The 20,678-nt window shown below is 69.0% G+C and carries 22 protein-coding genes; 1 reads left to right on the top strand and 21 read right to left on the bottom strand.

The features are described 5' to 3' along the window. The 19 genes from ABDW21_RS03835 to ABDW21_RS03925 form a co-directional block, all read right to left on the bottom strand. A partial coding sequence (locus ABDW21_RS03835) for an SDR family oxidoreductase (protein ID WP_343599702.1) occupies positions 1 to 931 on the bottom strand: 931 nt, incomplete at its 3' end. Positions 932 to 969: 38 nt separating this feature from the next. Next, positions 970 to 1,377 (bottom strand): type II toxin-antitoxin system VapC family toxin, encoded by a 408-nt coding sequence (locus ABDW21_RS03840; RefSeq protein WP_343599704.1) that lies wholly within the window; start codon positions 1,375 to 1,377, stop codon positions 970 to 972. Next, positions 1,377 to 1,649, bottom strand: a complete 273-nt coding sequence (locus ABDW21_RS03845) for a type II toxin-antitoxin system prevent-host-death family antitoxin (RefSeq protein WP_343599706.1) — start codon at positions 1,647 to 1,649, stop codon at positions 1,377 to 1,379. The genes ABDW21_RS03840 and ABDW21_RS03845 overlap by 1 nt, the downstream gene beginning before the upstream one ends. Before the next feature lie 228 nt (positions 1,650 to 1,877). Continuing rightward, positions 1,878 to 3,458, bottom strand: a complete 1,581-nt coding sequence (gene nuoN / locus ABDW21_RS03850) for an NADH-quinone oxidoreductase subunit NuoN (RefSeq protein ID WP_343599707.1) — start codon at positions 3,456 to 3,458, stop codon at positions 1,878 to 1,880. Continuing rightward, positions 3,455 to 5,014, bottom strand: coding sequence for an NADH-quinone oxidoreductase subunit M (locus tag ABDW21_RS03855; protein WP_343599709.1), 1,560 nt, complete (start codon positions 5,012 to 5,014; stop codon positions 3,455 to 3,457). The genes nuoN and ABDW21_RS03855 overlap by 4 nt, the downstream gene beginning before the upstream one ends. Positions 5,015 to 5,087: 73 nt before the next feature. Further along, positions 5,088 to 6,965 (bottom strand): NADH-quinone oxidoreductase subunit L, encoded by a 1,878-nt coding sequence (gene nuoL / locus ABDW21_RS03860; protein WP_343599710.1) that lies wholly within the window; start codon positions 6,963 to 6,965, stop codon positions 5,088 to 5,090. An 18-nt stretch (positions 6,966 to 6,983) separates the two neighbouring features. Beyond that, positions 6,984 to 7,283, bottom strand: a complete 300-nt coding sequence (nuoK, locus tag ABDW21_RS03865; RefSeq protein WP_343599711.1) for an NADH-quinone oxidoreductase subunit NuoK — start codon at positions 7,281 to 7,283, stop codon at positions 6,984 to 6,986. Further along, positions 7,280 to 8,050, bottom strand: a complete 771-nt coding sequence (locus ABDW21_RS03870; protein WP_343599765.1) for an NADH-quinone oxidoreductase subunit J — start codon at positions 8,048 to 8,050, stop codon at positions 7,280 to 7,282. The genes nuoK and ABDW21_RS03870 overlap by 4 nt, the downstream gene beginning before the upstream one ends. A gap of 8 nt (positions 8,051 to 8,058) precedes the next feature. Continuing rightward, positions 8,059 to 8,619 carry an NADH-quinone oxidoreductase subunit NuoI gene (gene nuoI, locus ABDW21_RS03875; protein WP_343599713.1) on the bottom strand — a complete coding sequence of 187 codons (561 nt, stop codon included), beginning with the start codon at positions 8,617 to 8,619 and terminating at the stop codon, positions 8,059 to 8,061. Further along, positions 8,609 to 9,835: an NADH-quinone oxidoreductase subunit NuoH gene (gene nuoH, locus ABDW21_RS03880; RefSeq protein ID WP_343599714.1), complete on the bottom strand. Its 1,227-nt coding sequence runs from the start codon at positions 9,833 to 9,835 to the stop codon at positions 8,609 to 8,611. Before nuoH ends, nuoI begins: the two co-directional genes overlap by 11 nt. Before the next feature lie 13 nt (positions 9,836 to 9,848). Next, positions 9,849 to 12,296 (bottom strand): NADH-quinone oxidoreductase subunit G, encoded by a 2,448-nt coding sequence (locus ABDW21_RS03885; RefSeq protein ID WP_343710076.1) that lies wholly within the window; start codon positions 12,294 to 12,296, stop codon positions 9,849 to 9,851. Continuing rightward, the gene (nuoF, locus tag ABDW21_RS03890) at positions 12,293 to 13,633 is read right to left on the bottom strand and encodes an NADH-quinone oxidoreductase subunit NuoF (protein ID WP_343710077.1); all 1,341 of its coding nucleotides are present in this window, start codon (positions 13,631 to 13,633) and stop codon (positions 12,293 to 12,295) included. Before nuoF ends, ABDW21_RS03885 begins: the two co-directional genes overlap by 4 nt. Next, complete coding sequence (gene nuoE / locus ABDW21_RS03895) at positions 13,630 to 14,388, bottom strand: NADH-quinone oxidoreductase subunit NuoE (RefSeq protein WP_343599720.1); 759 nt, start codon at positions 14,386 to 14,388, stop codon at positions 13,630 to 13,632. Before nuoE ends, nuoF begins: the two co-directional genes overlap by 4 nt. Beyond that, positions 14,385 to 15,695, bottom strand: a complete 1,311-nt coding sequence (nuoD, locus tag ABDW21_RS03900; RefSeq protein ID WP_343599722.1) for an NADH dehydrogenase (quinone) subunit D — start codon at positions 15,693 to 15,695, stop codon at positions 14,385 to 14,387. Before nuoD ends, nuoE begins: the two co-directional genes overlap by 4 nt. Beyond that, positions 15,695 to 16,375: an NADH-quinone oxidoreductase subunit C gene (locus tag ABDW21_RS03905; RefSeq protein WP_343599724.1), complete on the bottom strand. Its 681-nt coding sequence runs from the start codon at positions 16,373 to 16,375 to the stop codon at positions 15,695 to 15,697. Before ABDW21_RS03905 ends, nuoD begins: the two co-directional genes overlap by 1 nt. Further along, positions 16,372 to 16,926 carry an NADH-quinone oxidoreductase subunit B family protein gene (locus ABDW21_RS03910; RefSeq protein WP_343599725.1) on the bottom strand — a complete coding sequence of 185 codons (555 nt, stop codon included), beginning with the start codon at positions 16,924 to 16,926 and terminating at the stop codon, positions 16,372 to 16,374. The genes ABDW21_RS03905 and ABDW21_RS03910 overlap by 4 nt, the downstream gene beginning before the upstream one ends. An 8-nt stretch (positions 16,927 to 16,934) precedes the next feature. After that, on the bottom strand, positions 16,935 to 17,312 hold the full coding sequence (locus ABDW21_RS03915; protein WP_343599727.1) for an NADH-quinone oxidoreductase subunit A: 378 nt from the start codon (positions 17,310 to 17,312) through the stop codon (positions 16,935 to 16,937). Positions 17,313 to 17,414: 102 nt separating this feature from the next. Then, entirely contained in the window at positions 17,415 to 17,807 is a 393-nt protein-coding gene (locus tag ABDW21_RS03920; protein WP_343599729.1) for a hypothetical protein, read from the bottom strand. A 10-nt stretch (positions 17,808 to 17,817) separates the two neighbouring features. Continuing rightward, complete coding sequence (locus tag ABDW21_RS03925) at positions 17,818 to 18,354, bottom strand: YceI family protein (protein ID WP_343599730.1); 537 nt, start codon at positions 18,352 to 18,354, stop codon at positions 17,818 to 17,820. A 331-nt stretch (positions 18,355 to 18,685) separates the two neighbouring features. Between ABDW21_RS03925 and ABDW21_RS03930 the strand changes: the two genes are divergently transcribed. After that, positions 18,686 to 19,117 (top strand): Hsp20/alpha crystallin family protein, encoded by a 432-nt coding sequence (locus ABDW21_RS03930; protein ID WP_343599732.1) that lies wholly within the window; start codon positions 18,686 to 18,688, stop codon positions 19,115 to 19,117. 78 nt (positions 19,118 to 19,195) lie between these two features. Here the strand turns inward: ABDW21_RS03930 and ABDW21_RS03935 are convergent, their stop codons facing one another. Together ABDW21_RS03935 and ABDW21_RS03940 are read right to left on the bottom strand one after the other, a co-directional pair. Continuing rightward, positions 19,196 to 19,543, bottom strand: coding sequence for a DUF6285 domain-containing protein (locus ABDW21_RS03935; RefSeq protein WP_343599733.1), 348 nt, complete (start codon positions 19,541 to 19,543; stop codon positions 19,196 to 19,198). Further along, positions 19,540 to 20,484, bottom strand: a complete 945-nt coding sequence (locus tag ABDW21_RS03940; protein ID WP_343599766.1) for a phosphotransferase family protein — start codon at positions 20,482 to 20,484, stop codon at positions 19,540 to 19,542. The genes ABDW21_RS03935 and ABDW21_RS03940 overlap by 4 nt, the downstream gene beginning before the upstream one ends. Positions 20,485 to 20,678: the final 194 nt, after the last annotated feature.

Raw genomic sequence — 20,678 nt, forward strand, 5'->3', positions numbered from 1 at the left:
GATGGCCGACGGTAGTCCTCGACGACCCCGGCGGCGCGTTATTACGAGGTCCCACCAGCATCGCCTCGTCCCGATTAGGCGGGATCATCGATGCGGGCAGTCCCCACAGCTGCCGAATCGTGGCATCCCCGTCGACGACGAGGGTCTGACTGGTGATACGGGCGGCCAGCTCGCACGACGGGAACAATGCGGCGTTGGCGACGTCGTGCGCGCGGGGTGCCGCCACCCGATCGATTCCATTGACGTCGTATTCGTTCGGCGGTTGGTCCTCGTTGCCGGAGCGCACGTTGCCCGGCGCAATCGCATTGGCGCGAACACCGTACCGGCTCAGTTCGTCGGCGAAGGTCTCGACCAGCGAGATGACGCCGGCCTTGGCGGCGCCGTAGGCGGCATGGTAGGTCGCCGAAGCAAAGCTATCGACCGACGCGAGCGCGACCAACGATCCACCGCTGCCCTGGGCGATCATGTATCTTGCCGCGGCCTGAAAAAGGTAGAACACCTGCGTCAGGTTGCAGTGAATCGCTTCGTCCCACAACTGATTAGGGAAGTCCTCGACCTTCGACCATGTCGCGTCACCGATGATGTTGACGCACACGTCGACACCACTCAGCGCCGCGACGGTGTCGTCGATCGCCCGACCCACCTGCGTGGGGTCAGTCATATCGACGACGATCGGGACGGCAGTGCCTCCCCTGCCGGCGATGTGCTCTGCGCGCCGCTCGTCGATATCGATGCAGCCACCACGGCTACCGCCTCGGCCAAGGCCAACGACGTGAACCAGCCGTGGCCCGCGCGCTCCGGGAGGTAGCCCGCACCCGACACCACCGCTCGCTTGCCGGATAGGCCTAAATCGGTCATGTCCGACTCGCTCGTGCTCCAACGGCGGCCGTACTGGAACGGTATCGAGACAGCCTCGGCCGCTGTCAATCACCGGAAATTCGTTGGACGCCTCTGCAGACCGACGAATCGTTACGACTCTCGGCGGCCCGGGGCAGCGGTCGGCAGGCCGGCCGCCTTGGCGGCCGTGAGGAGGCGTTCGTCGTAGGTGACGAACGCCGTCAACCGAGGACCGAACACGGCGTCCCCGGTCGCGAGATGGATCGCGTCGAGCGACCGTAACGTGGTGTCCGGATAGGCCGCGGCGGCGGCTCGGACCACCTCGTCGACTTCGTAGCGCGCGACTCGAGCCACGATCACGGGAACATCGGCGAGCAGCGCGGGCTCGACTCGGCGCAGGGCCCGGGGGAGTTCAACCTCGATCAGCGTCGACGACACCCACGGCGCCGGTATCTGCGCGTCGAGCCAGTCGGCGAGAATAGCGCTTTCAGGTTCCCGCCGTATCAGTTTCAGCAGGGCCGACGTGTCGAGATACAGCATCAATAGCGCTCATTGTCGCGCAGATCGCGCAGCAGTTGCCCGGCCTCGTGGTCGGTCTTCACCGGTCCGGATGGACGGGGCGCCGGCCCACTGAGGGTGGCGGGGTGAAGCCTCCCGGTGCTGATCATTTCGGTCAGGGGATTTTCCTGGGTCGGGACCAGGCGGGCCACGACGACGCCACGTTCGGTGATGTCGATCTGCTCGCCGCGTTTGACCCGCGCGAGCACCCCGGCAGTATTTTGGTTCAGCTCACGCACCGGCACCTCAGACATGCTCACCACTGTACTACGTATATGTAGTACGCAGAATATTCAGCACGGCGAAGCGGGTTCCTCGAATCCGGTGTTGGACGCGTACGTCAAACAGACGGGGTTGCTCTCGCGCTCGGCGGCCGTCCAGCGAGCGATTCGCATGTTCCGCCATCCCGCCCTCGAAGAGGACTGTGGCAACGCGTGGGCGGAGTGGTCGACGGCCGGTGACGGCGGCGCGTTCGGCGCGGGCTATCGCACCAGTTGCGCGGCGTGGTCGGCCAGGTCCAGCAGGGGCTGCGGCATGACCCCCAACCCGATGGTCACCGCCGCACACACCGCGATCGCCGCCTTGCTCCAGATGCCGGGCATCACGACGGTCACCTCGTCGGCCGGCGCGTCGGTGAAGAACATCAGCACGATCACCCGGACGTAGAAGTAGGCCGCGACCCCGCTGGCGATCACGCCGACGATCACCAGCGGCACCGCCCCGCCCTGCGCGGCCGCCTTGAACACCGCGAACTTGCTGACGAACCCGCTGGTCAGCGGAATACCGGCGAACGCCAGCAGGAACATCGAAAACAGCAGGCCCACAACGGGATAGCGCCGGCCCAGCCCGCCCCATCGGGACATCTCGGCGACCTCGTCGCCGTCGCCGTCCCGGACCAGGCCCACCACAGCGAACGCACCCACCGTGCTGAAGCTGTATGCCACCAGGTAGAACATCGTCGCCGACACACCCGCCGGGCTGTCGGCGATCACGCCGGTGAGGACGAAACCCACATGGGCGACCGACGAATACGCCAGCATCCGTTTGACGTCGGTCTGGTTGATCGCGGTGACGGTGGCGACCGTCATGGTCAGGATCGAGATCGCCCACAGCACCGGACGCCACTGGTCGTGCAGCGGCGGCAGCGCGACATAGACCACCCGCAGCAGCGCGCCGAACGCGGCCACCTTGGTGGCCGCAGCCATGAACCCGGTGATCGGCGTCGGGGCGCCCTGGTAGACGTCGGGAATCCAGGAGTGGAACGGAACCGCGCCGACCTTGAACAACAGGCCGACCGCCAGCAACGCGACACCGATCAGCGCCGTCGAGTTGTCGGCGCCGGCCGCCAGCGCATCCCTGATGCCGGGCAGCGCGAACGTGCCGGTGGCGCCGTAGATCATCGCCACGCCGTAGAGAAAGAAGGCCGACGAGAACGCGCCCAGCAGAAAGTATTTCAGCGCCGCTTCCTGCGACAGCAGCCGCCGGTGGCGGGCCAGACCGCACAGCAGGTACAGCGGCAGCGACAACACCTCCAGTGCGACGAACATCGTCAGCAGGTCGTCGGCGGCCGGGAAGACGAGCATCCCGCCGACGGCCAGCATGGTCAGCGGGAACACCTCGGTCTGGATGGCACCGGCCCGGATTGCCTGCTTTTCGGCCGGGCTGCCGGGGATCGCGGAAGCCTGCGCGGTGAAGGAATCCAGCCCGGCCGCCACGGCCGTCGCCGCTCCCGGGCCGGCGACGGCGCTGTCGGCGCCGCGGCGTTCGGCGATGAAGACGACGGCCATGATCGCGACCAGCAGCACAGTGCCCTGCAGCAGCAGTGCCGGCCTGTCGATGGCCAGCGCACCCAGCACCGCGGTGCGACCGGACGCGGGAAGCGATCCGGCCACTACGACGACCGCCGCGAACGCGGCACCCAGCCCGGCGAGCGCCAGCACGACCTGGGCCGTGTAGCGGAACCGTCGCGGCGAGAATGCCTCGGCCAGAACGCCGGCCACCGCGACCCCGAAGACGATGAGCATCGGAGACAGCAGCTCGTATTCGACGCTGGGTGTGATCATCGATGCCGCCCTTCGACTTTCACCGTCGCTGTCGGCGCGGGGTCCTGCTGGCCGATCGTGGCCATGGTGTGGCCGACGGCGGGGTTGATGATGTCCAGCGCCGGCTTGGGGTAGATGCCCAGCACGAACAGCAGCACGATCAGCGGTGCGACGACGGCGATCTCGCGCGGTACCAGGTCACGGATCCGCTCGTTGCCCTCGCGGACGGGCCCCGTCATGGCTCGCTGGTAGAGCCAGAGCATGTACACCGACGAGAGCACGAGAGCGGTGGCGCCACACGCCGCGGCCAGCCAGTAGCGGTTGAAAGTGCCCAGCAGGACCAGGAATTCGCTGATGAACGGCGCCAACCCGGGCAGCGACAGCGTGGCCATGGCCGCCACCAGGAACGTCCCGGCCAGCACCGGTGCCACCTTCTGCACGCCGCCGTACGCGGCGATCGACCGGGTGCCGCGGCGGGAGACCAAAAAGCCCGCGATGAGGAACACCGCGGCGGTGGACAGCCCGTGGTTGACCATGTACAGCGTCGACCCGCTCTGGCCCTGCGTCGTCATCACGAAGATCCCGAGAATGATGAAGCCGAAGTGCGAGATCGACGTGTAGGCGATCAGCCGCATGATGTCGGTCTGGCCGATCGCCACGACCGCGCCGTACACCACCCCGACGACGGCCAGCACGACGATCAGCGGACGGAAATAGGTTGCGGCGTCCGGGAAGAGCTGCAGGCAGTAGCGCAGCATCCCGAAGGTGCCGACCTTGTCCATCACCGCCATCATCAAGACGGCGGTCGCCGGGGTGGCCTCGACGGCGGCGTCGGGCAGCCAGCGGTGGAACGGCCACAGCGGTGCCTTGACGGCGAACGCGAACATGAAACCGCCGAATAACGCCTTGAGCACCCCGGGATCGACCGCCAGGCGGCCCGACGAGACCGCCGCCACGATCTCGCGGAAGTCGAAGGTGCCTGCACCGTGCTGCGCGGTCACCACGTACAGCCCGATCACCGCGGCCAGCATGATCAGGCCGCCGAACAGGTTGTACAGCAGGAATTTCACCGCCGCCCGGGACCGCTGCGCCCCACTGCCGAAGCCGCCGATGAGGAAGTACATCGGGATGAGCATGGCCTCGAAGAACACATAGAACAGCAACACGTCCAACGCGACGAGCGAGATCAGCACCATCGACTCGACGGTCAGCGTCAGCGCGACGTATCCTTGGACGCCGCGGGCCCGTTCCCCGTCGCCGTCGTTCCAGCCGGCCAGCATCAGCAGCGGCACCAGCACCGCGGTGAGCAGCACCAGCACCACCGCGATGCCGTCCACGCCCAGCGTGTAGCCGGCACCGAACGCCGGTATCCAGGAGCGGGATTCGACGAACTGGTAGGCGGCGCCGCCGGTGTCGAAGCCCGCCGTGACGACGATCGCCACCGCCAACGCGGCGACGGCCACCGTCAGGCCCAGCCACTTGGCCAGTTGCTGCCACGCGGGCGGCACCACAATCACCGCCAGCGCGCCGGCCAGCGGCAGCAGCCACAGTACGGACAGCCACGGAACGCTGTTCATGAGCGCCGCTCTTCCTCATCGCTCCGTCCCCCGCAAGCGGGAGGTGCCCCCGCTGCATCGTCGCCGGCGCCGGTCACCACAGTCGCACCGCCAGGATCGCCGCGGCGACCAGCGCCGCGCCGGCCAGCATCGACAGCGCATAGTTGCGGGCGAAACCGGTCTGCAGTCCGCGCAGCCGGTCGGAGGTCCGGCTCACCAACGCGGCCAGCGCGTTGACCGAGCCGTCCACGGCGGCGTTGTCGACCTGCACCAGCGCGCGGGTCACTTGGGCACCCGGCCGCATGAACACCTCCTCGTTGAAGACGTCCCCGTAGAGGTCCCGCCGCGCCGCCACCGTCAGCGCCGACACGGCGGCAGGTGCGGTCTGCGGCACCGGGCGCGTGCCGTAGAGCCGGTAGGCCACGCCGATCCCGACCGCCACCAGGGCCAGGGTCACCGCGGTGGTCACCCACACCGGGCCGGCGTGCTCGGCCTCCCGGATGCCCACCACCGGCTCCAGCCAGTGCTGCAGTGTCCCGCCGATGGCCAGCAGCCCACCGGAGAACACCGAGCCGACCGCGAGCAGGATCATCGGCCACGTCATGACCGCGGGCGCCTCATGCGGGTGTTGGTCTGGGGCCCAACGCTTGTCGCCGAAGAACGTCATCAGCATCACCCGGGTCATGTAGAACGCGGTGATGCCCGCCCCCAGTATCGCGGCACCGCCGAGGACTGCTCCACGGATGCCGCCGGCACCCAGTGCCGCCTCGATGATGGCGTCCTTGGAGAAGAACCCGGCGAACGGCGGCACCCCGATGATCGCCAGATAGCCCAGCCCGAAGGTGGCGAACGTGATCGGCAACGCGGTGCGCAGCGCGCCGTAGCGGCGCATGTCCTGTTCGTCGTGCATCGCGTGGATCACCGCGCCGGATCCGAGGAACAGGCCGGCCTTGAAGAAGCCGTGGGTGAGCAGGTGCAGGATCGCGAACGCGTACCCGGCCGGCCCGAGTCCCGCGGCCAGCACCATGTAGCCGATCTGGCTGATGGTCGACGCTGCCAGCGCCCGCTTGATGTCGTCCTTGGCGCATCCGATGACCGCGCCGAACAGCAACGTCACCGCACCCACGACGACCACGGCCAGCTGCGCCGCCGGGGACAGGTCGAACAGCGGCGCCGATCGCACGATCAGGTACACCCCGGCGGTGACCATGGTGGCGGCGTGGATCAGCGCCGACACCGGGGTGGGGCCCTCCATCGCATCACCCAGCCAGGCCTGCAGCGGCACCTGCGCCGACTTGGCGCAGGCGCCGGCCAGCAGCAGCAGCCCGATCGCGGCGAGTGCGCCGTCGTTGGCGGCGGACGGGTCGGCGAACACCCCGGCGAACGACAGCGTCCCGAAGTTGGCGAACATGACAAACATCGCCAGCGAGAGCCCGACGTCGCCGACGCGGTTCATCACGAACGCCTTCTTGGCGGCGGTGGCCGCCGACGGCCGCTGATACCAGAAGCCGATCAGCAGGTACGACGCCAGGCCCACGCCCTCCCAGCCGACGTAGAGTCCCAGGTAGTTGTCGGCGACCACCAGCAGCAGCATCGCCGCGAGGAACAGGTTGAGGTAGCCGAAAAACCTTCGGCGATCAGGATCCTCGGCCATGTAGCCGACCGAGTAGATGTGGATCAGCGATCCGACCCCGGTGATCAGCAGCACGAAACAGATCGACAACTGGTCGATCTGCAGGCCGAAGTCGACGTGCAAACCGCCGACCGGCACCCAGCTGAACAGGTTCTGGTGGATGACGCGGTCGGTGCGGTCCAGCATGTCGGCGAGCAGCGCGACGCCCACCGAGAACGACGCCACCGCCGCGGTGCAGCCCAGCAGATGCCCCCACCGGTCGGTGCGCCGCCCGCCCAGCAGCAGGATCAGTGCGCCGGTCGCGGGCAGCGCGACGAGCAGCCAGGTGACAGCGGTCACGTCAACCCCTGAGTCATGTCAACCCCTGAGCAGGTTGGCGTCGTCGACCGAAGCCGATCTGCGGGCCCGGAAAATCGTCATGATGATCGCCAGGCCCACAACCACTTCGCAGGCCGCCACCACCATGGTGAAGAACGCCACCATCTGCCCGTCCAGCCGGCCGTGCATGCGGGCGAAGGTGACGAACGCCAGATTGACCGCGTTGAGCATCAGCTCGACGCACATGAACATCACGATCGCGTTGCGCCGCAACAGCACTCCAGCCGCGCCGATGGTGAACAGCAGCGCCGAGAGATACAGGTAGTTGCCCGGATTCACGACGCACCGTCCTGCGGTGTCTCGCCGGCGGGGCCGACGCCGACCGTCCGTTGCGCCAGCATCTGCGGAACCGAGAGCCTCGAGTAGGAGCCGTCGGGCAGCCGTGCGGGCACGTCGACGGCGTTGTGACGAGCGTAGACCCCCGGGCCGGGCAGCGGGGTCGGGTATCCGCCGGTGCGGAACCGTTCGATCGCCAGTTCCCGCTGGGTCTTTCGGCGCTCGAATCGTTCCCGATGCGCGAGCACCATCGCCCCGACGGCCGCGGTGATCAACAGCGCGCTGGTCAACTCGAACGCCCACAGGTACCGGGAGAAGATCAGCGCCGCCAAACCGGGGACGTTGCCGTCGGCGCCGTCGCGGCCCAGCCCGGCGAAACCGGCGGTGGTCACGCCGCCGATGCCGGCGATGAGCACGACCCCGAATCCGACACCGGCCAGCACCGCGGCAACCCGCTGCCCGCGCAGTGTCTCCACCAGCGACTCGGTGGAATCGACGCCGATCAGCATCAGCACGAACAGGAACAGCATCATCACCGCGCCGGTGTAGACCACCACCTGAACCACACCCAGGAACGGGGCGTCCTGCGCCATGTAGAACACCGCCAGGATGATCATCGTCATGGCCAGGAACATGGCGGAGTACACCGCGTTCGCCGCCGTCACCACCCCCAGCGCGCCGACCAGGGCCAGCGTACCGAGCACCCAGAACATCACCGCCTCACCGGTGGAGGTTCGGGTCAGGGTGTCGGCGGCTTGTTGTGCGACCAGCAGCGTCGTCATTGTGGAGCACCCGCATTCTTCTTGTCATTCTGGTTGTCGCGCAGGCCTTCTGCGCTGACATTGCCCAGGTAGTAGTCCCGATCGGTGGCGCCCGGTGTCCGCGGGTGCGGCGCGGCCTGCATACCGGGTTGCAGCGGAGCCAGCAGCCGGTCCTTCTCGTAGATCAGGTCGGCGCGGTTGTCGTCGGCCATCTCGTAGTCGTTGGTCATCGTCAACGCCCGGGTCGGGCAGGCCTCCACGCACAGGCCGCAGCCGATGCAGCGCAGATAGTTGATCTGATACACCCGGCCGTAGCGCTCGCCCGGCGAATAGCGTTCCTGCTCGGTGTTGTCGGCGCCCTCGACGTAGATCGCGTCGGCGGGACACGCCCAGGCGCACAGCTCGCAGCCGATGCACTTCTCCAGCCCGTCGGCATACCGGTTGAGCTGATGGCGGCCGTGATAGCGCGGCGCCACCGGGCCGGGCTTCTCCGGATACTCTTCGGTGAGCGGCCGTTTGAACATCGCCGCCAGCGTGACGCCGAATCCGGCGACGGCGTCCAGAAACTTAGGTGCCATGGGCGGCCTCCTTGGTGGGCGCCTGGCGCGGCAGCGGCGGCGTCGGAAATCCCGCCTCCCCGACCGGCCCGGGAGCGTCGAGCTGACGGGTTTGCAAGCCGGACAGCGGTCTTCGCATGTACAGCAGCAGGCCCGCGGCCACGACGGCGCTGGCGATCACCAGCAAGGCGGTCCAGTGCGCGACGCCCTCGTTGCCCAGGGTGCGAAACACCGCGGCGACCATGATCCACAGCAGCGACACCGGGATCAGGGTCCTCCAGCCCAGCGCCATGAACTGGTCGTAGCGCAGCCGCGGCAGCGTGGCCCGCAGCCAGAAGTACACGAACAGGAAGATCCACACCTTGGCGGTGAACCACAGCAGCGGCCACCAGCCGCTGTTGGCGCCGGCCCACATGTTCAGCGGCCACGGCGCGTGCCACCCGCCGAAGAACAGCGTCGCCGCCAGCGCCGACACGGTGGTCATGTTGATGTACTCGGCCAGATAGAACATCGCGAACTTCAGCGACGAATACTCGGTGTGGAAGCCCGCGACCAGCTCACCCTCGGCTTCGGGGAGATCGAAAGGCGCACGGTTGGTTTCGCCGACCATCGAGACCAGGTACACCACGAACGACGGCGCCAGCAGGAACACGTACCAGACCCGGTCCTGGGCGGCCACGATCTCCGACGTCGACATCGACCCGGCGTAGAGGAACACCGCCGCGAACGACAGCCCCATGGCGACCTCGTAGGAGATCACCTGCGCGGTGGAGCGCACCCCGCCCAGCAGCGGGTAGGTCGACCCCGACGCCCAGCCGGCCAGCACGATGCCGTACACCCCGATCGAGCTCAGCGCCAGAATGAACAGCACCGCCACCGGAAGGTCGGTCAGCTGCAGCGCGGTCCGATGACCGAACACGCTCACCTGCGGCCCGAACGGGATGAACGCGAACGCGGTGATCGCCGGGACGGTCGAAATGATAGGCGCCAGCAGGTAAATCGGCCGGTCCACACCGGCCGGCATGATGCCCTCCTTGAGTGCCAGCTTGATGCCGTCGGCCAGGCTCTGCAGGTATCCGCGCGGGCCCACCCGGTTGGGGCCCCACCGCATCTGCATGCGGCCCAACAACTTTCGCTCGGCCAGGATGGCCACCAGCACCGTGAGCACCAGGAAGGCGAACACCGCGACGGCCTTGCCGACGACCAGCCACCAGGTGTCCTGGCCGAAGGTGTTCATCAGGACACTCCGATCATGTGCGTGGCTCCTGCGCATCGCTTCGTCCCCCGCGAGCGGGCGGTGCCCCCACTGCATCGTCGCCGGCGCGGATCGACACCACGGCGCCGGCGGTGACGCCCAGTTGCCGGTGCACCGCCGAGCCGGGCGAGTTCAGCGGCAACCACGCCACCTGCTGGGGCATGTCGGTGATCACCAGCGGCAGCGTAATCGCCCCGCGTGCCGTGCTGACGGTCACCGGATCGCCGTCGGCGGCGCCGATTTCGGCTGCTGTCTCCGCTGACAGGCGAACCACCGGCTCCCGCGCGGTGCCGGCCAAATGCGGCTCCCCGTCCTGCATGCGGCCGTCGTCGAGCAGCATCCGCCAGCCGGCGAGGACGGCCTGGCCCGCACCGGGGCGGGGCGGGCCGCCGGCCGGAACGCCGGGCCCGGCCACGTGCGCGCCGTCCCAGCCGCCGAGCCGGCGCAGCTCGGCGCGGGCGGCGTCGGTGCCGGGCAGCCGCAGGTCGACGCCCATCTCGTCGGCGAGCGCGTCGAGCACCTCCAGATCCGGGATGTCGCCCGGCTGCAACGCCGCCGGGAATTCGCGGTGGCGGCCCTCCCAGTTGACGTAGGTGCCCGGCTTCTCCGCCGCCGGCGCGACGGGGAACACCACGTCGGCACGTTCGGTGACGTCGCTGTGCCGCAGCTCCAGGCTCACGACGAAACCGGCGGCGTCCAGCGCGGCCAGCGCGGCGTCGGGATCGGCGAGGTCTGCCGGTTCTACCCCGCCGACCAGCAGCGCGCCCAGCGTGCCGTCGGCGGCGCCGGCCAGCATGGCGTCGGTGTCCAGCCCGGGGCCCGAGGGCAGCGCGTCGACGTTCCACGCCGCGCAGACCTGCGAGCGGGCGATGTCGTCGCCGGCCGGGCGGCCCCCGGGCAGCAGCGCACCCAGCGCGCCGGCCTCCAGCGCGCCGCACTCCCCGGCGCGGCGCGGCACCCAGGCCAGCCGCGCCCCGGTGGCGTCGGCCAACCGGGCCGCCGCCGACAATCCGCCCGGCACGGCGGCCAGCCGCTCGCCGGCCATGACGACCGCGCCGGGCCGGCGCAGCAGTTCGGCGAGCTCAGGCTCGGGCTGGGCCAGGGCCGCCGCCTCGTCGCCGGGCACCGTCTTGACCAGCCGGCCGGACATCTTGGCCAGCCCGCGGCTGGCGAACGGGGCGACGGCGTAGACCGGCAGCCGGTGTTTGCGGGCGGCCTTGCGCAGCCGCAGGAACACGATCGGCGACTCTTCTTCCGGCTCGAAGCAGACCAGCAACACCACCGGCGCCGATTCCAGGTCGGCGTAGCTGACGCCCCGCCGCCCGGCGACCCGGGCCGCCAAGAAGGTGGTCTCCTCGCCCGACAGCGGCCGGGCACGGAAGTCGACGTTGTTGGTGCCCAATGCGATTCGGGCAAACTTCGCGTAGGCGTAGGCGTCTTCCAGCGTCGCCCGCCCACCCACCAGCACCCCCGCGCCGCCGCGCGCCGACGCCAGCCCGCGGGCCGCCGCGGCCAGCGCGTGCGGCCACGACGCCGGCACCAGCGCGCCGCCGTCGCGGACCAGGGGAGTGGTGATCCGGTCGCGCTGCGTGGCGTAGGTGAACGCCCACCGGCCCTTGTCGCAGTTCCACTCCTCGTTGACTTCTGGGTCGTCACCGGCCAAGCGGCGCAACACTTTCCCACGGCGATGATCGGTGCGTTGCGCACACCCGGACGCGCAATGCTCGCAGACGCTCGGGGCGGAGACCAGGTCATAGGGGCGGGCGCGGAACCGGTAGGCGGTGCCGGTCAGCGCGCCGACCGGACAGATCTGCACGGTGTTACCGGAGAAGTAGGACTGGAACGGCTCGTCGGCATAGATGCCGATCTGCTGGTTCGCGCCGCGTTCGAGGACGTCGATGAAATTGTCTCCGGCGATCTGATCGGAGAACCGGGTGCAGCGCACGCACGAAATGCAGCGCTCCCGGTCCAGCAGCACCTGCGACGAGATGTTGATCGGCTTGGTGAAATGCCGCTTGCTGTCTTGGAATCGGCTCTCCGGCCGGCCGTTGCTCATGGCCTGGTTCTGCAGCGGGCATTCGCCGCCCTTGTCGCACATCGGGCAGTCTAGCGGGTGGTTGATCAGCAGCAGTTCCATCACCAGGTGCTGCGCCTTGTCGGCGACCTCCGACGTGAGCTGGGTGCGCACCACCATGCCGTCGGTGGCCACCACCGTGCACGACGTCATCGGCTTGCGCTGGCCCTCGATCTCCACGATGCATTGCCGGCACGCGCCCACCGGGTCCAACAGCGGGTGCTCGCAGAACCGCGGGATCTGGATGCCCATCAGCTCGGCGGCGCGAATGACCAACGTGCCCTTGGGAACACTGACCTCGGCGCCGTCGATGGTCAACGTCACCATCTCCGCGTCCGCGACGCTGCGCTGGGTCTCGGCTTGTGTCATAGGCGCCGCGCTCCGTTCGCCGTGAGCATGGACTGTGCCGGGTCGAAGGGGCAGCCGCCCTTCTCGACGTGGGCGATGTACTCGTCGCGGAAGTACCGGATCGACGACTGAACCGGCATGGCCGCGCCATCGCCCAACGCGCAGAACGACTTTCCGAACATCACGTCGGCGATGTCGAGCAGGGTGTCCAGGTCTTCGTGGGTGCCCCGGCCGGTCTCCAGCCGCTCGTAGATTGGGACCAGCCAGTAGGTGCCCTCCCGGCACGGCGTGCACTTGCCGCACGACTCGTGTTTGTAGAACTCCGACCAGCGCCGGGCGGCGCGCACCACGCAGGTGGTCTCGTCGAAAATCTGCAGCGCCTTGGTGCCCAGCATCGAGCCGGCCTCGCCCACGCCCTCGTAGTCCAGCGGCACGTCGAGGTGCTCCTCGGTGAGGATCGGTGTCGACGACCCGCCCGGGGTCCAGAACTTCAGCCGGTGCCCGGCCCGCACCCCGCCGGCGTAGTCGAGCAGCTCGCGCAACGTGATGCCCAACGGCGCCTCGTACTGGCCGGGCCGCGCCACGTGGCCGGACAGCGAATACAGCGTGAAACCGGGCGACTTCTCGCTGCCCATCGACCGGAACCAGTCGACGCCGCCGAGGAGGATCGGCGGCACGCTGGCGATCGATTCGACGTTGTTGATCACCGTCGGGCAGCCGTAGAGCCCCGACACCGCCGGGAACGGCGGCCGTAGCCTCGGCTGGCCGCGGCGGCCCTCCAGCGAGTCGAGCAGCGCGGTCTCCTCGCCGCAGATGTAGGCGCCCGCCCCGGCATGCACCACCAGCTCCAGGTTGTAGCCGGATCCGCCGATGTCGCGGCCCAGAAAGCCCGCGGCGTAGGCCTCGGCGACCGCGTTGTGCAGCCGCCGGATCACCGGCAGCACCTCGCCGCGCACATAGATGAAGGCGTGGCTGGCCCGGATCGCGTAGCAGGCGATGACGATGCCCTCGATCAGCACGTGCGGGGTGGCGAGCATCAACGGGGTGTCCTTGCAGGTCCCCGGCTCGGATTCGTCGGCGTTGACCACCAGGTAGTGCGGTCGCGCCCCGGCGACGTCGTCACCCTGCGGGATGAACGACCACTTGGTGCCGGTGGAGAAACCGGCGCCGCCGCGCCCGCGCAACCCGGAGTCCTTGACCGCGGCCAGCACCGCGTCGGGACCCATGTCGAGCGCCTTCTGCAGGGCCCGGTAGCCGGCGTGGCGGCGATAGGCCGCCAGGGTCCACGAGTCGGGGTCGTCCCAGTAGCGGCTCAGCACCGGAGTCAACCGGGTGGGGCCCGACGAGGTGGTGGTCATTGCTCGCCGTCCTCCCCGTTGCCGGCCGGCGACGTCATGCCGCGTTCCCGGGCGACCCGCAGACCGGCCAGGGTGGCCGCGCCGGCTCCGCCCTGGCCGTCGTCGGGCCGCTGGTCGGGGAAACCGGCCAGCACCCGCTGGGTCTGCCGGAACGGGCACAGCGGGGCGCCGCGGGTCGGCCGGGGCGGTTCGCCGGAGCGCAGCGCGTCGACGAGGCGGCGCGCCGACTCCGGGGTCTGGTTGTCGAAGAACTCCCAGTTGACCATGACCACCGGCGCGTAGTCGCAGGCCGCGTTGCATTCGATGTGCGCCAGGGTGACGGCGCCGTCGGCGGTGGTCTCCTCGTTGCCGACGCCGAGGTGTTCGCGCAGCTCCGCGAAGATCGCGTCGCCGCCCATGATCGCGCACAGCGTGTTGGTGCAGACCCCGACCAGGTAGTCGCCGGTGGGTTCGCGGCGGTACATGGTGTAGAAGCTGGCCACCGCCGCCACTTCGGCGCCGGTGAGCCCGAGCTGCTCCGCACAGAACTGCAGGCCCGCCGGGGTAAGGCAGGAGTCCTCGGCCTGCACCAGGTGCAGCAGCGGCAAGATCGCCGACCGCGCGGCGGGGTAGCGGCCGACGATCTCCTTGGCGTCGACCTCCAGCCGGGCCCTGACGTCGGCCGGATAAGACCGGCGACCGCCGTCGTGGTTCAAGGCGGGGCCGAACCGGCCGGGCTCGTCGGGGGGCGGGCCGAGCTGGACGAACACGCTCACCGGTCCACTCCGCCCATCACCGGATCGATGCTGGCGACCGCGGCGATCACGTCGGCGATCATCCCGCCCTCGCACATAGCGGCCACGGCCTGCAGGTTGGTGAACGACGGGTCGCGGTAGTGCACCCGGTAGGGACGGGTGCCGCCGTCGGACACCATGTGCACGCCCAGCTCGCCGCGCGGCGACTCCACCGCGACGTAGACCTGCCCGGCGGGCACCCGGATGCCCTCGGTGACCAGCTTGAAGTGGTGGATCAGCCCTTCCATCGAGCTGCCCATGATCCGTGCGATGTGCTCTTCGGAGTTGCCCAGACCGTCCGGGCCGACCTTCAGGTCGGCGGGCCAGGCGAGCTTGCGGTCTTCGACCCTGGTCGGGCCGGGCCCCAAGGTGCGGAGTTTTTCTAGGCACTGCTCGACGACCTTCAGCGACTCCCGCATCTCTTTGACGCGAATGATGTAGCGGCCGTACGCATCACAGCCGTCGTCGGTGATCACGTCGAATTCGTAGTTCTCATAGCCGCAGTACGGCTCGGCGCGCCGCAGGTCGTGCGGCAACCCGGTGGAGCGCAGCACCGGGCCGGTGATGCCCAGCGCCATGCACCCGGCCAGGTCGAGGTAACCGATGCCGGCCGTGCGGGCCTTCCAGATGTAGTTCTCGTTGAGCAGGTTCTCGATGTCGTTGAGCCGGCGGCCCATAAGCGGCAGGAAGTCGGCGATCTCGGTCTCCGCGCCCGTCGGCAGGTCCTGCGACACCCCGCCGGGCCGGATGTAGTTGTGGTTCATCCGCAGCCCGGTGATCGACTCGAACAGGTTGAGCACCAGTTCGCGCTCCCGGAATCCCAGGAACATCGCGGTCATCGCGCCGAGTTCCATGCCGCCGGTCGCCAGCGCGACCAGGTGCGACGAAATCCGGTTCAGTTCCATCATCATCACCCGGATGACGTTGGCCCGCTCCGGGATCGCGTCGGTGATGCCGAGCAGCTTCTCCACGCCCAGGCAGAAGACGGTCTCGTTGAAGAACGGCGACAGGTAGTCCATCCGGGTCACGAACGTGACGCCCTGCGTCCAGTACCGGTATTCCAGATTCTTCTCGATCCCGGTGTGCAGGTAGCCGATTCCGCACCGGGCGTCGGTGACGGTCTCGCCCTCGATCTCCAGGATCAACCGCAGCACGCCGTGGGTGGACGGGTGCTGGGGCCCCATGTTGACCACGATGCGCTCACCCGGGTCTGCGCTGCGGGCTGCCTGGACGATCTGTTCCCAGTCCTGGCCGCCGGCCATCACGATGGTGTCGGTGGGTTCGCTCATCAGTCGTAGGACCTCCGCTCGTCGGGCGGGGGAATTTGTGCGCCTTTGTATTCGACCGGGATGCCGCCGAGCGGGTAGTCCTTGCGTTGCGGGTGCCCGACCCAGTCGTCGGGCATTTCGATGCGGGTCAGCGAGGGGTGGCCGTCGAAGACGATGCCGAAGAAGTCGTAGGTTTCCCGCTCGTGCCAGTCGGTGGAGGGGTAGATGGAGAACAACGACGGGATGTGCGGATCACCGTCCGGCGCAGTCACTTCCAGCCGTACCCGACGGCCGTGCGTGATCGAGTTCAACGGGTACACCGCATGCAGCTCGCGCCCCGTCTCGTGCGGGTAGTGCACGCCGCTGACGCCCAGACACAGCTCGAAGCGCAGGCCGGAGTCGTCGCGGAGCAGCTGGGCCACTTGCGGCAGCAGCTCGCGCCGCACCCCCAGGGTCAACTCTTCGCGGTACACCACGACCTTCTCGACGGCGTCGGCGAATTCGACGCCGTCACGGTGCAGCGCTTCGGCCAGCCGATCGACGACCTCGTCGAAATACCCGCCGTAGGGCCGGGGGCTGCTGCCGGGCAGCGTGATCTGACGCACCAGCCGTCCGTATCCCGACGTGTCGCCGGTACCGGGCGCTCCGAACATGCCGCGACGAACGTCGATCACCTCGTCGCTGTTGTCCGGGCGGCTCACCGCAGCAGGCCCTTCAGCTCGATCGTGGGCCGGGCCGCCAGCGCGGCCGCCTCGGCCTCGGCGATGGCCCGTTCCCGGTTGACGCCCAGCGGCATCTGTTGAATCTTCTCGTGCAGCTTGAGGATTGCGTACAGCAGCATCTCCGGCCGCGGAGGGCAGCCGGGCAGGTAGATGTCCACCGGGACGACGTGGTCCACGCCCTGCACGATCGCGTAGTTGTTGAACATGCCGCCCGACGATGCGCACACCCCCATGGCCAGCACCCACTTCGGCTCGGCCATCTGGTCGTAGATCTGGCGCAGCACCGGCGCCATCTTCTGGCTGACCCGCCCGGCCACGATCATCAGGTCGGCCTGCCGGGGCGTCGCCGAGAACCGCTCCATGCCGAACCGGGCGATGTCGAACCGCGGCCCCGCGGTCGACATCATCTCGATGGCGCAGCAGGCCAACCCGAAGGTCGCCGGCCACAACGAGTTCTTGCGGAAGTACCCGGCCAGCGTTTCCACCGTGGTCAGCAAGAAACCGCTGGGCAGCTTCTCTTCCAGGCCCACGTGCTACCTCAATCCCACGTCAGGCCGCCGCGCCGCCACACGTACGCGTAGGCGACGAACACCGTCAGCATGAACACTGCCATCTCGACCAGCGCGAACACCCCCAGCGCGTCGTAGCTGACCGCCCACGGGTACAGGAACACGATTTCGATGTCGAAGACGATGAACAGCATCGCGGTCAGGTAGTACTTCACCGGGAACCGCTGCCCGGCGGTGGCGTGCGGGCCGCTCGGCGGGGCAACGGGCTCGATGCCGCACTCGTAGGCCTCCATCTTCGACCGGTTGTAGCGCGACGGGCCGACGAGCGTGCCGGCCGCGACCACCGAGAACACCGCGAAGGCGGCCGCGAGACCCCCGAGCACCAGGATAGGTATGTAGACATTCATCTGCGGAAAACCGCCCCTCGAGGATGTCGTCGTTGACGGGCTGTGACGTCCTGCCCAGCCTAACGACTACGTGCGACGGCGTGCCCGGGGGTGTGGCTGATGTCAGGTCACCGGCGCGCGAAGCAGCGCGAGCACTGTCCGGGCCAGCTGGATCGGGTCGATCGGATGCGCGACGACCGCTTCGGCGCGTGACCAGGTGGCCAGCCACGCATCGTCGGGCCGCCCGGTGAGCACCACGATCGGCGGGCACTGCGCGACTTCGTCTTTCAGTTGCTTGGCGACACCCATCCCACCGGCCGGGCTGGCCTCGCCGTCGAGGATGGCCAGGTCGATGCCGCCGGCGTCCACCTGCTGTATCACCACCGGCGGTGTGGCGACCTCGACGTAGTCCAACTCCGGCAGATCGGGGTGCACCCGTTTGCCCAGTGCGCGCATCACCTGGTGGCGGATGTTCGCGTTGTCGCTGTAGACGAGGATCCGAAGAGCGTCGGGCACGGTGTCGACCCTACTGCGGCGCCCGCGCGAAGACGGCGTCGGCCGTGGCGGTCGCCGTCTTGGCGATGACGCCCAACCGATTCCAGTCCAGGCCGAACCGGGCCCGGTCGACGGTGGTTGTGGCCGAAACCCGTACCGAGCCGTCGGGCAGCACCGTGATCCGGGCCGGCAGCGGGACGGGCGCGCTGACGCCCTTGATGGTGAAGTCGGCCCGCAGCTCGGCGCCGTCGCCGGTGGTGGGTGCCACGGCGGTGACGACGATGCTGATCTGCGGGAATCGCTCGGCGTCGAAGAAATCGGCGGAGAGCAGGTGCTGGTCCCGCTTGCGGATCCCGGTGCGCAGCGACCCGGCGCGGACGTCGACGCGGCCGAAGACCGCGCCCTTGCCGGTGACCTGGCCATCACCGCTGACGTCGGTGAACCGGCCTTTGACGGCGACCAGGCCCCAGAACGATCTGATGGTGAAGGCCACCGTCGAGCGTTCGGGGACCAGGTTCCACACCCCGGCGGTGTCCGGATCGCTCAGCAGCGTCTGGACAGTGGTCATCGGCAACCTCCGGCGATGTGGTCGGCTCATCAGCGCGGCGAGATCGGCCGGGTCGACGTCCTCGTCGACGGGACTGATCGGGGCGTTGACGCCCAACCTAACCCACGACTGGCACGCGCCGGCAGCCGATTTCCCCGCCGCGGCCGCCGTCGCGCCGGACGTGCTGTCGGGCGAGGACCCGAACGGACCCGGTCCGGTCCGGCGGCGACTCACAACGCCGGTGGCAGAACCGGTGCCGCGACGCCCACCGGAGGTGGAAATATTGCTTAGCGGAAACAGGTTTTATGTGGCGAAAAAATCAGATCCGTCTCGTAGCAAGGAGGTGGTGATCATGCTGACATACGAACCGCTCTTCCGTGACCTGGATCGACTCACCCAGCAGCTGTGGGGCACCACGGTCGGCACCGTCACGCGCCCGGCGGTGATGCCGATGGACGTCTGGCGTGACGGCGACAAGCTGGTGGTGGATCTCGATCTGCCGGGCATCACGCCGGAATCGATCGACATCACCGTCGAGCGCGACTCGCTGACCGTGCGCGCCGAACGCCCCCACCCGGGCGACGAGGGCCGCGACTGGCTCGCCGCCGAACGTCCGCACGGAGTGTTCAGCCGGCAGCTGTTCCTCGGCGACCAGCTGCAGACCGACAAGATCAGCGCCGAGTACCACGACGGCGTGTTGCGCCTGCACGTTCCGGTCGCCGAACAGGCCAAGCCGCGCAAGATCGCGATCCAGTCGGGAGCCGAGCGAGCGCTGACGGCCTGACCGGCCATGCCGGTGCCTGCGGCCGTCCACGCCGTTCCCCGGGGTGGACGGCTGTTTTGATGGGGCGACTGTGCTGGCCTATTCGTCGTCCGGCTGATCGTAGCCAGGGTGGGCGGCGGCCAGCCGATGCCGCACCAGGGCATGCAGACACGCGCGCACCTCGGCGCTGCGGCCGTCGAGTTGCCCGGCCCGGATGGCGGCGGCCAGCGTGGCTTCGTCGTGGAATCCGAGCTCGGCCAGCGCCGCGCGCACCGGCCCGTCGTCGGGGTGCAGCAGTTCCCGCTCGACGATGCGCAGCGCGTTGGCAGCCACCCGGGCGTGGAAGTTGACCTGCCCGTCGGTGGCCTGCCGCACGTCGGTGTCCAGGAATTCGGCGGCCGCCGCGACCAGCTCGGCTGCGGTCGGCCGGCCGTGCCAGCCGGTCACGCCGCACCGTCGAGCAGGGTGAGCAGGTCCCACTCGGTCTCGCAGACCCGCCGGCCGATCGCCGCCAGCTCGACCGACCGGGTCTGGCCGCTCAGGTGTCGCTGCGCCTGGTAGCGGCAGATGACACCCCAGCGCAGCGTGGCCAGCACCAGCCACCAGTGAAACGCCGCCCGGTCGACGGTGGTCCCGCCGGCCTGTTCGTAGGCCTGCAGGAAGTGTTCAACGCTGCCCAGGCCGCCGGCGGCCCGGCCGGGCGGGGCGCCGAACCGCCACGCCCGGATGCAGAACCAGGCCAGGTCCTCGCAGGGCTCGCCGATGTGCACCAGCTCCCAGTCCAGCACCGCCGCCAGGCCGGACTCGTCGACGATGAGGTTGCCCATTCGGAAGTCGCCGTGCACCAGGCGCGCCGGTGACGGCGCCGGCACTCCCGAGGACAACCACCGAAAGGCCCACTCGAACGTGGCGGTGGTGTCGCCCATCGCGTCCAGCCGGCCGCGCCACTGCGCGAGCTGGTCCTGCGTTTCCAATCCCAGGCCGGCGACGCCGGCGCGGTGGATCGCGGCCAGCGCCCGCGCGCACTGGTCGAGCAGACGGTGCCGGCCCGTGTCGTCGAGTCGGCGAAAGATGCGCCGCACGATCGTCTCACCCTCGACCGCGTCACAAATCAGAAACGGATTGCCCAGTGCGGCAACAGAATTCTTGGCCACCAGAACGTGGGGCACAGGTGCGCCGGCGACCGCGGTGGCCGCCTGCACGCGGGCCTCCAGCTCCATGGACGCGTGCATGTCGTCGGGCGGTCCGATGCGCAGGATCAGCGGCCGCCGCCCGCCGGGTGTGACGGCGTCGAACGCCCAGGTGCTGCGGCTGGCCCCGCCGGTGAGCGCACGCAGGTTCGCCACCGTCACCTCGGTGTCCAGCGCCTCCGCCAGCACCCGGGCCAGTCCGGCCGGCAAGTCGTCGATCCCTTTTGGGTCGATCCCTTTTGGGTCGATCACTTCTGGGTCGATCCCTTTTGGGTCGATCCCTTTTGGGTCGATCCCTTTTGGGTCGATCCCTTCTGGGTCGATCCCTTCTGGCCGAACCCGAAGAGCCGCTGGGCTACCCGGCGGATCTGGATCTCCTCGGCGCCTTCGGT

It is taken from the genome of Mycobacterium sp. (assembly GCF_039583805.1).
Lineage (GTDB): Bacteria > Actinomycetota > Actinomycetes > Mycobacteriales > Mycobacteriaceae > Mycobacterium.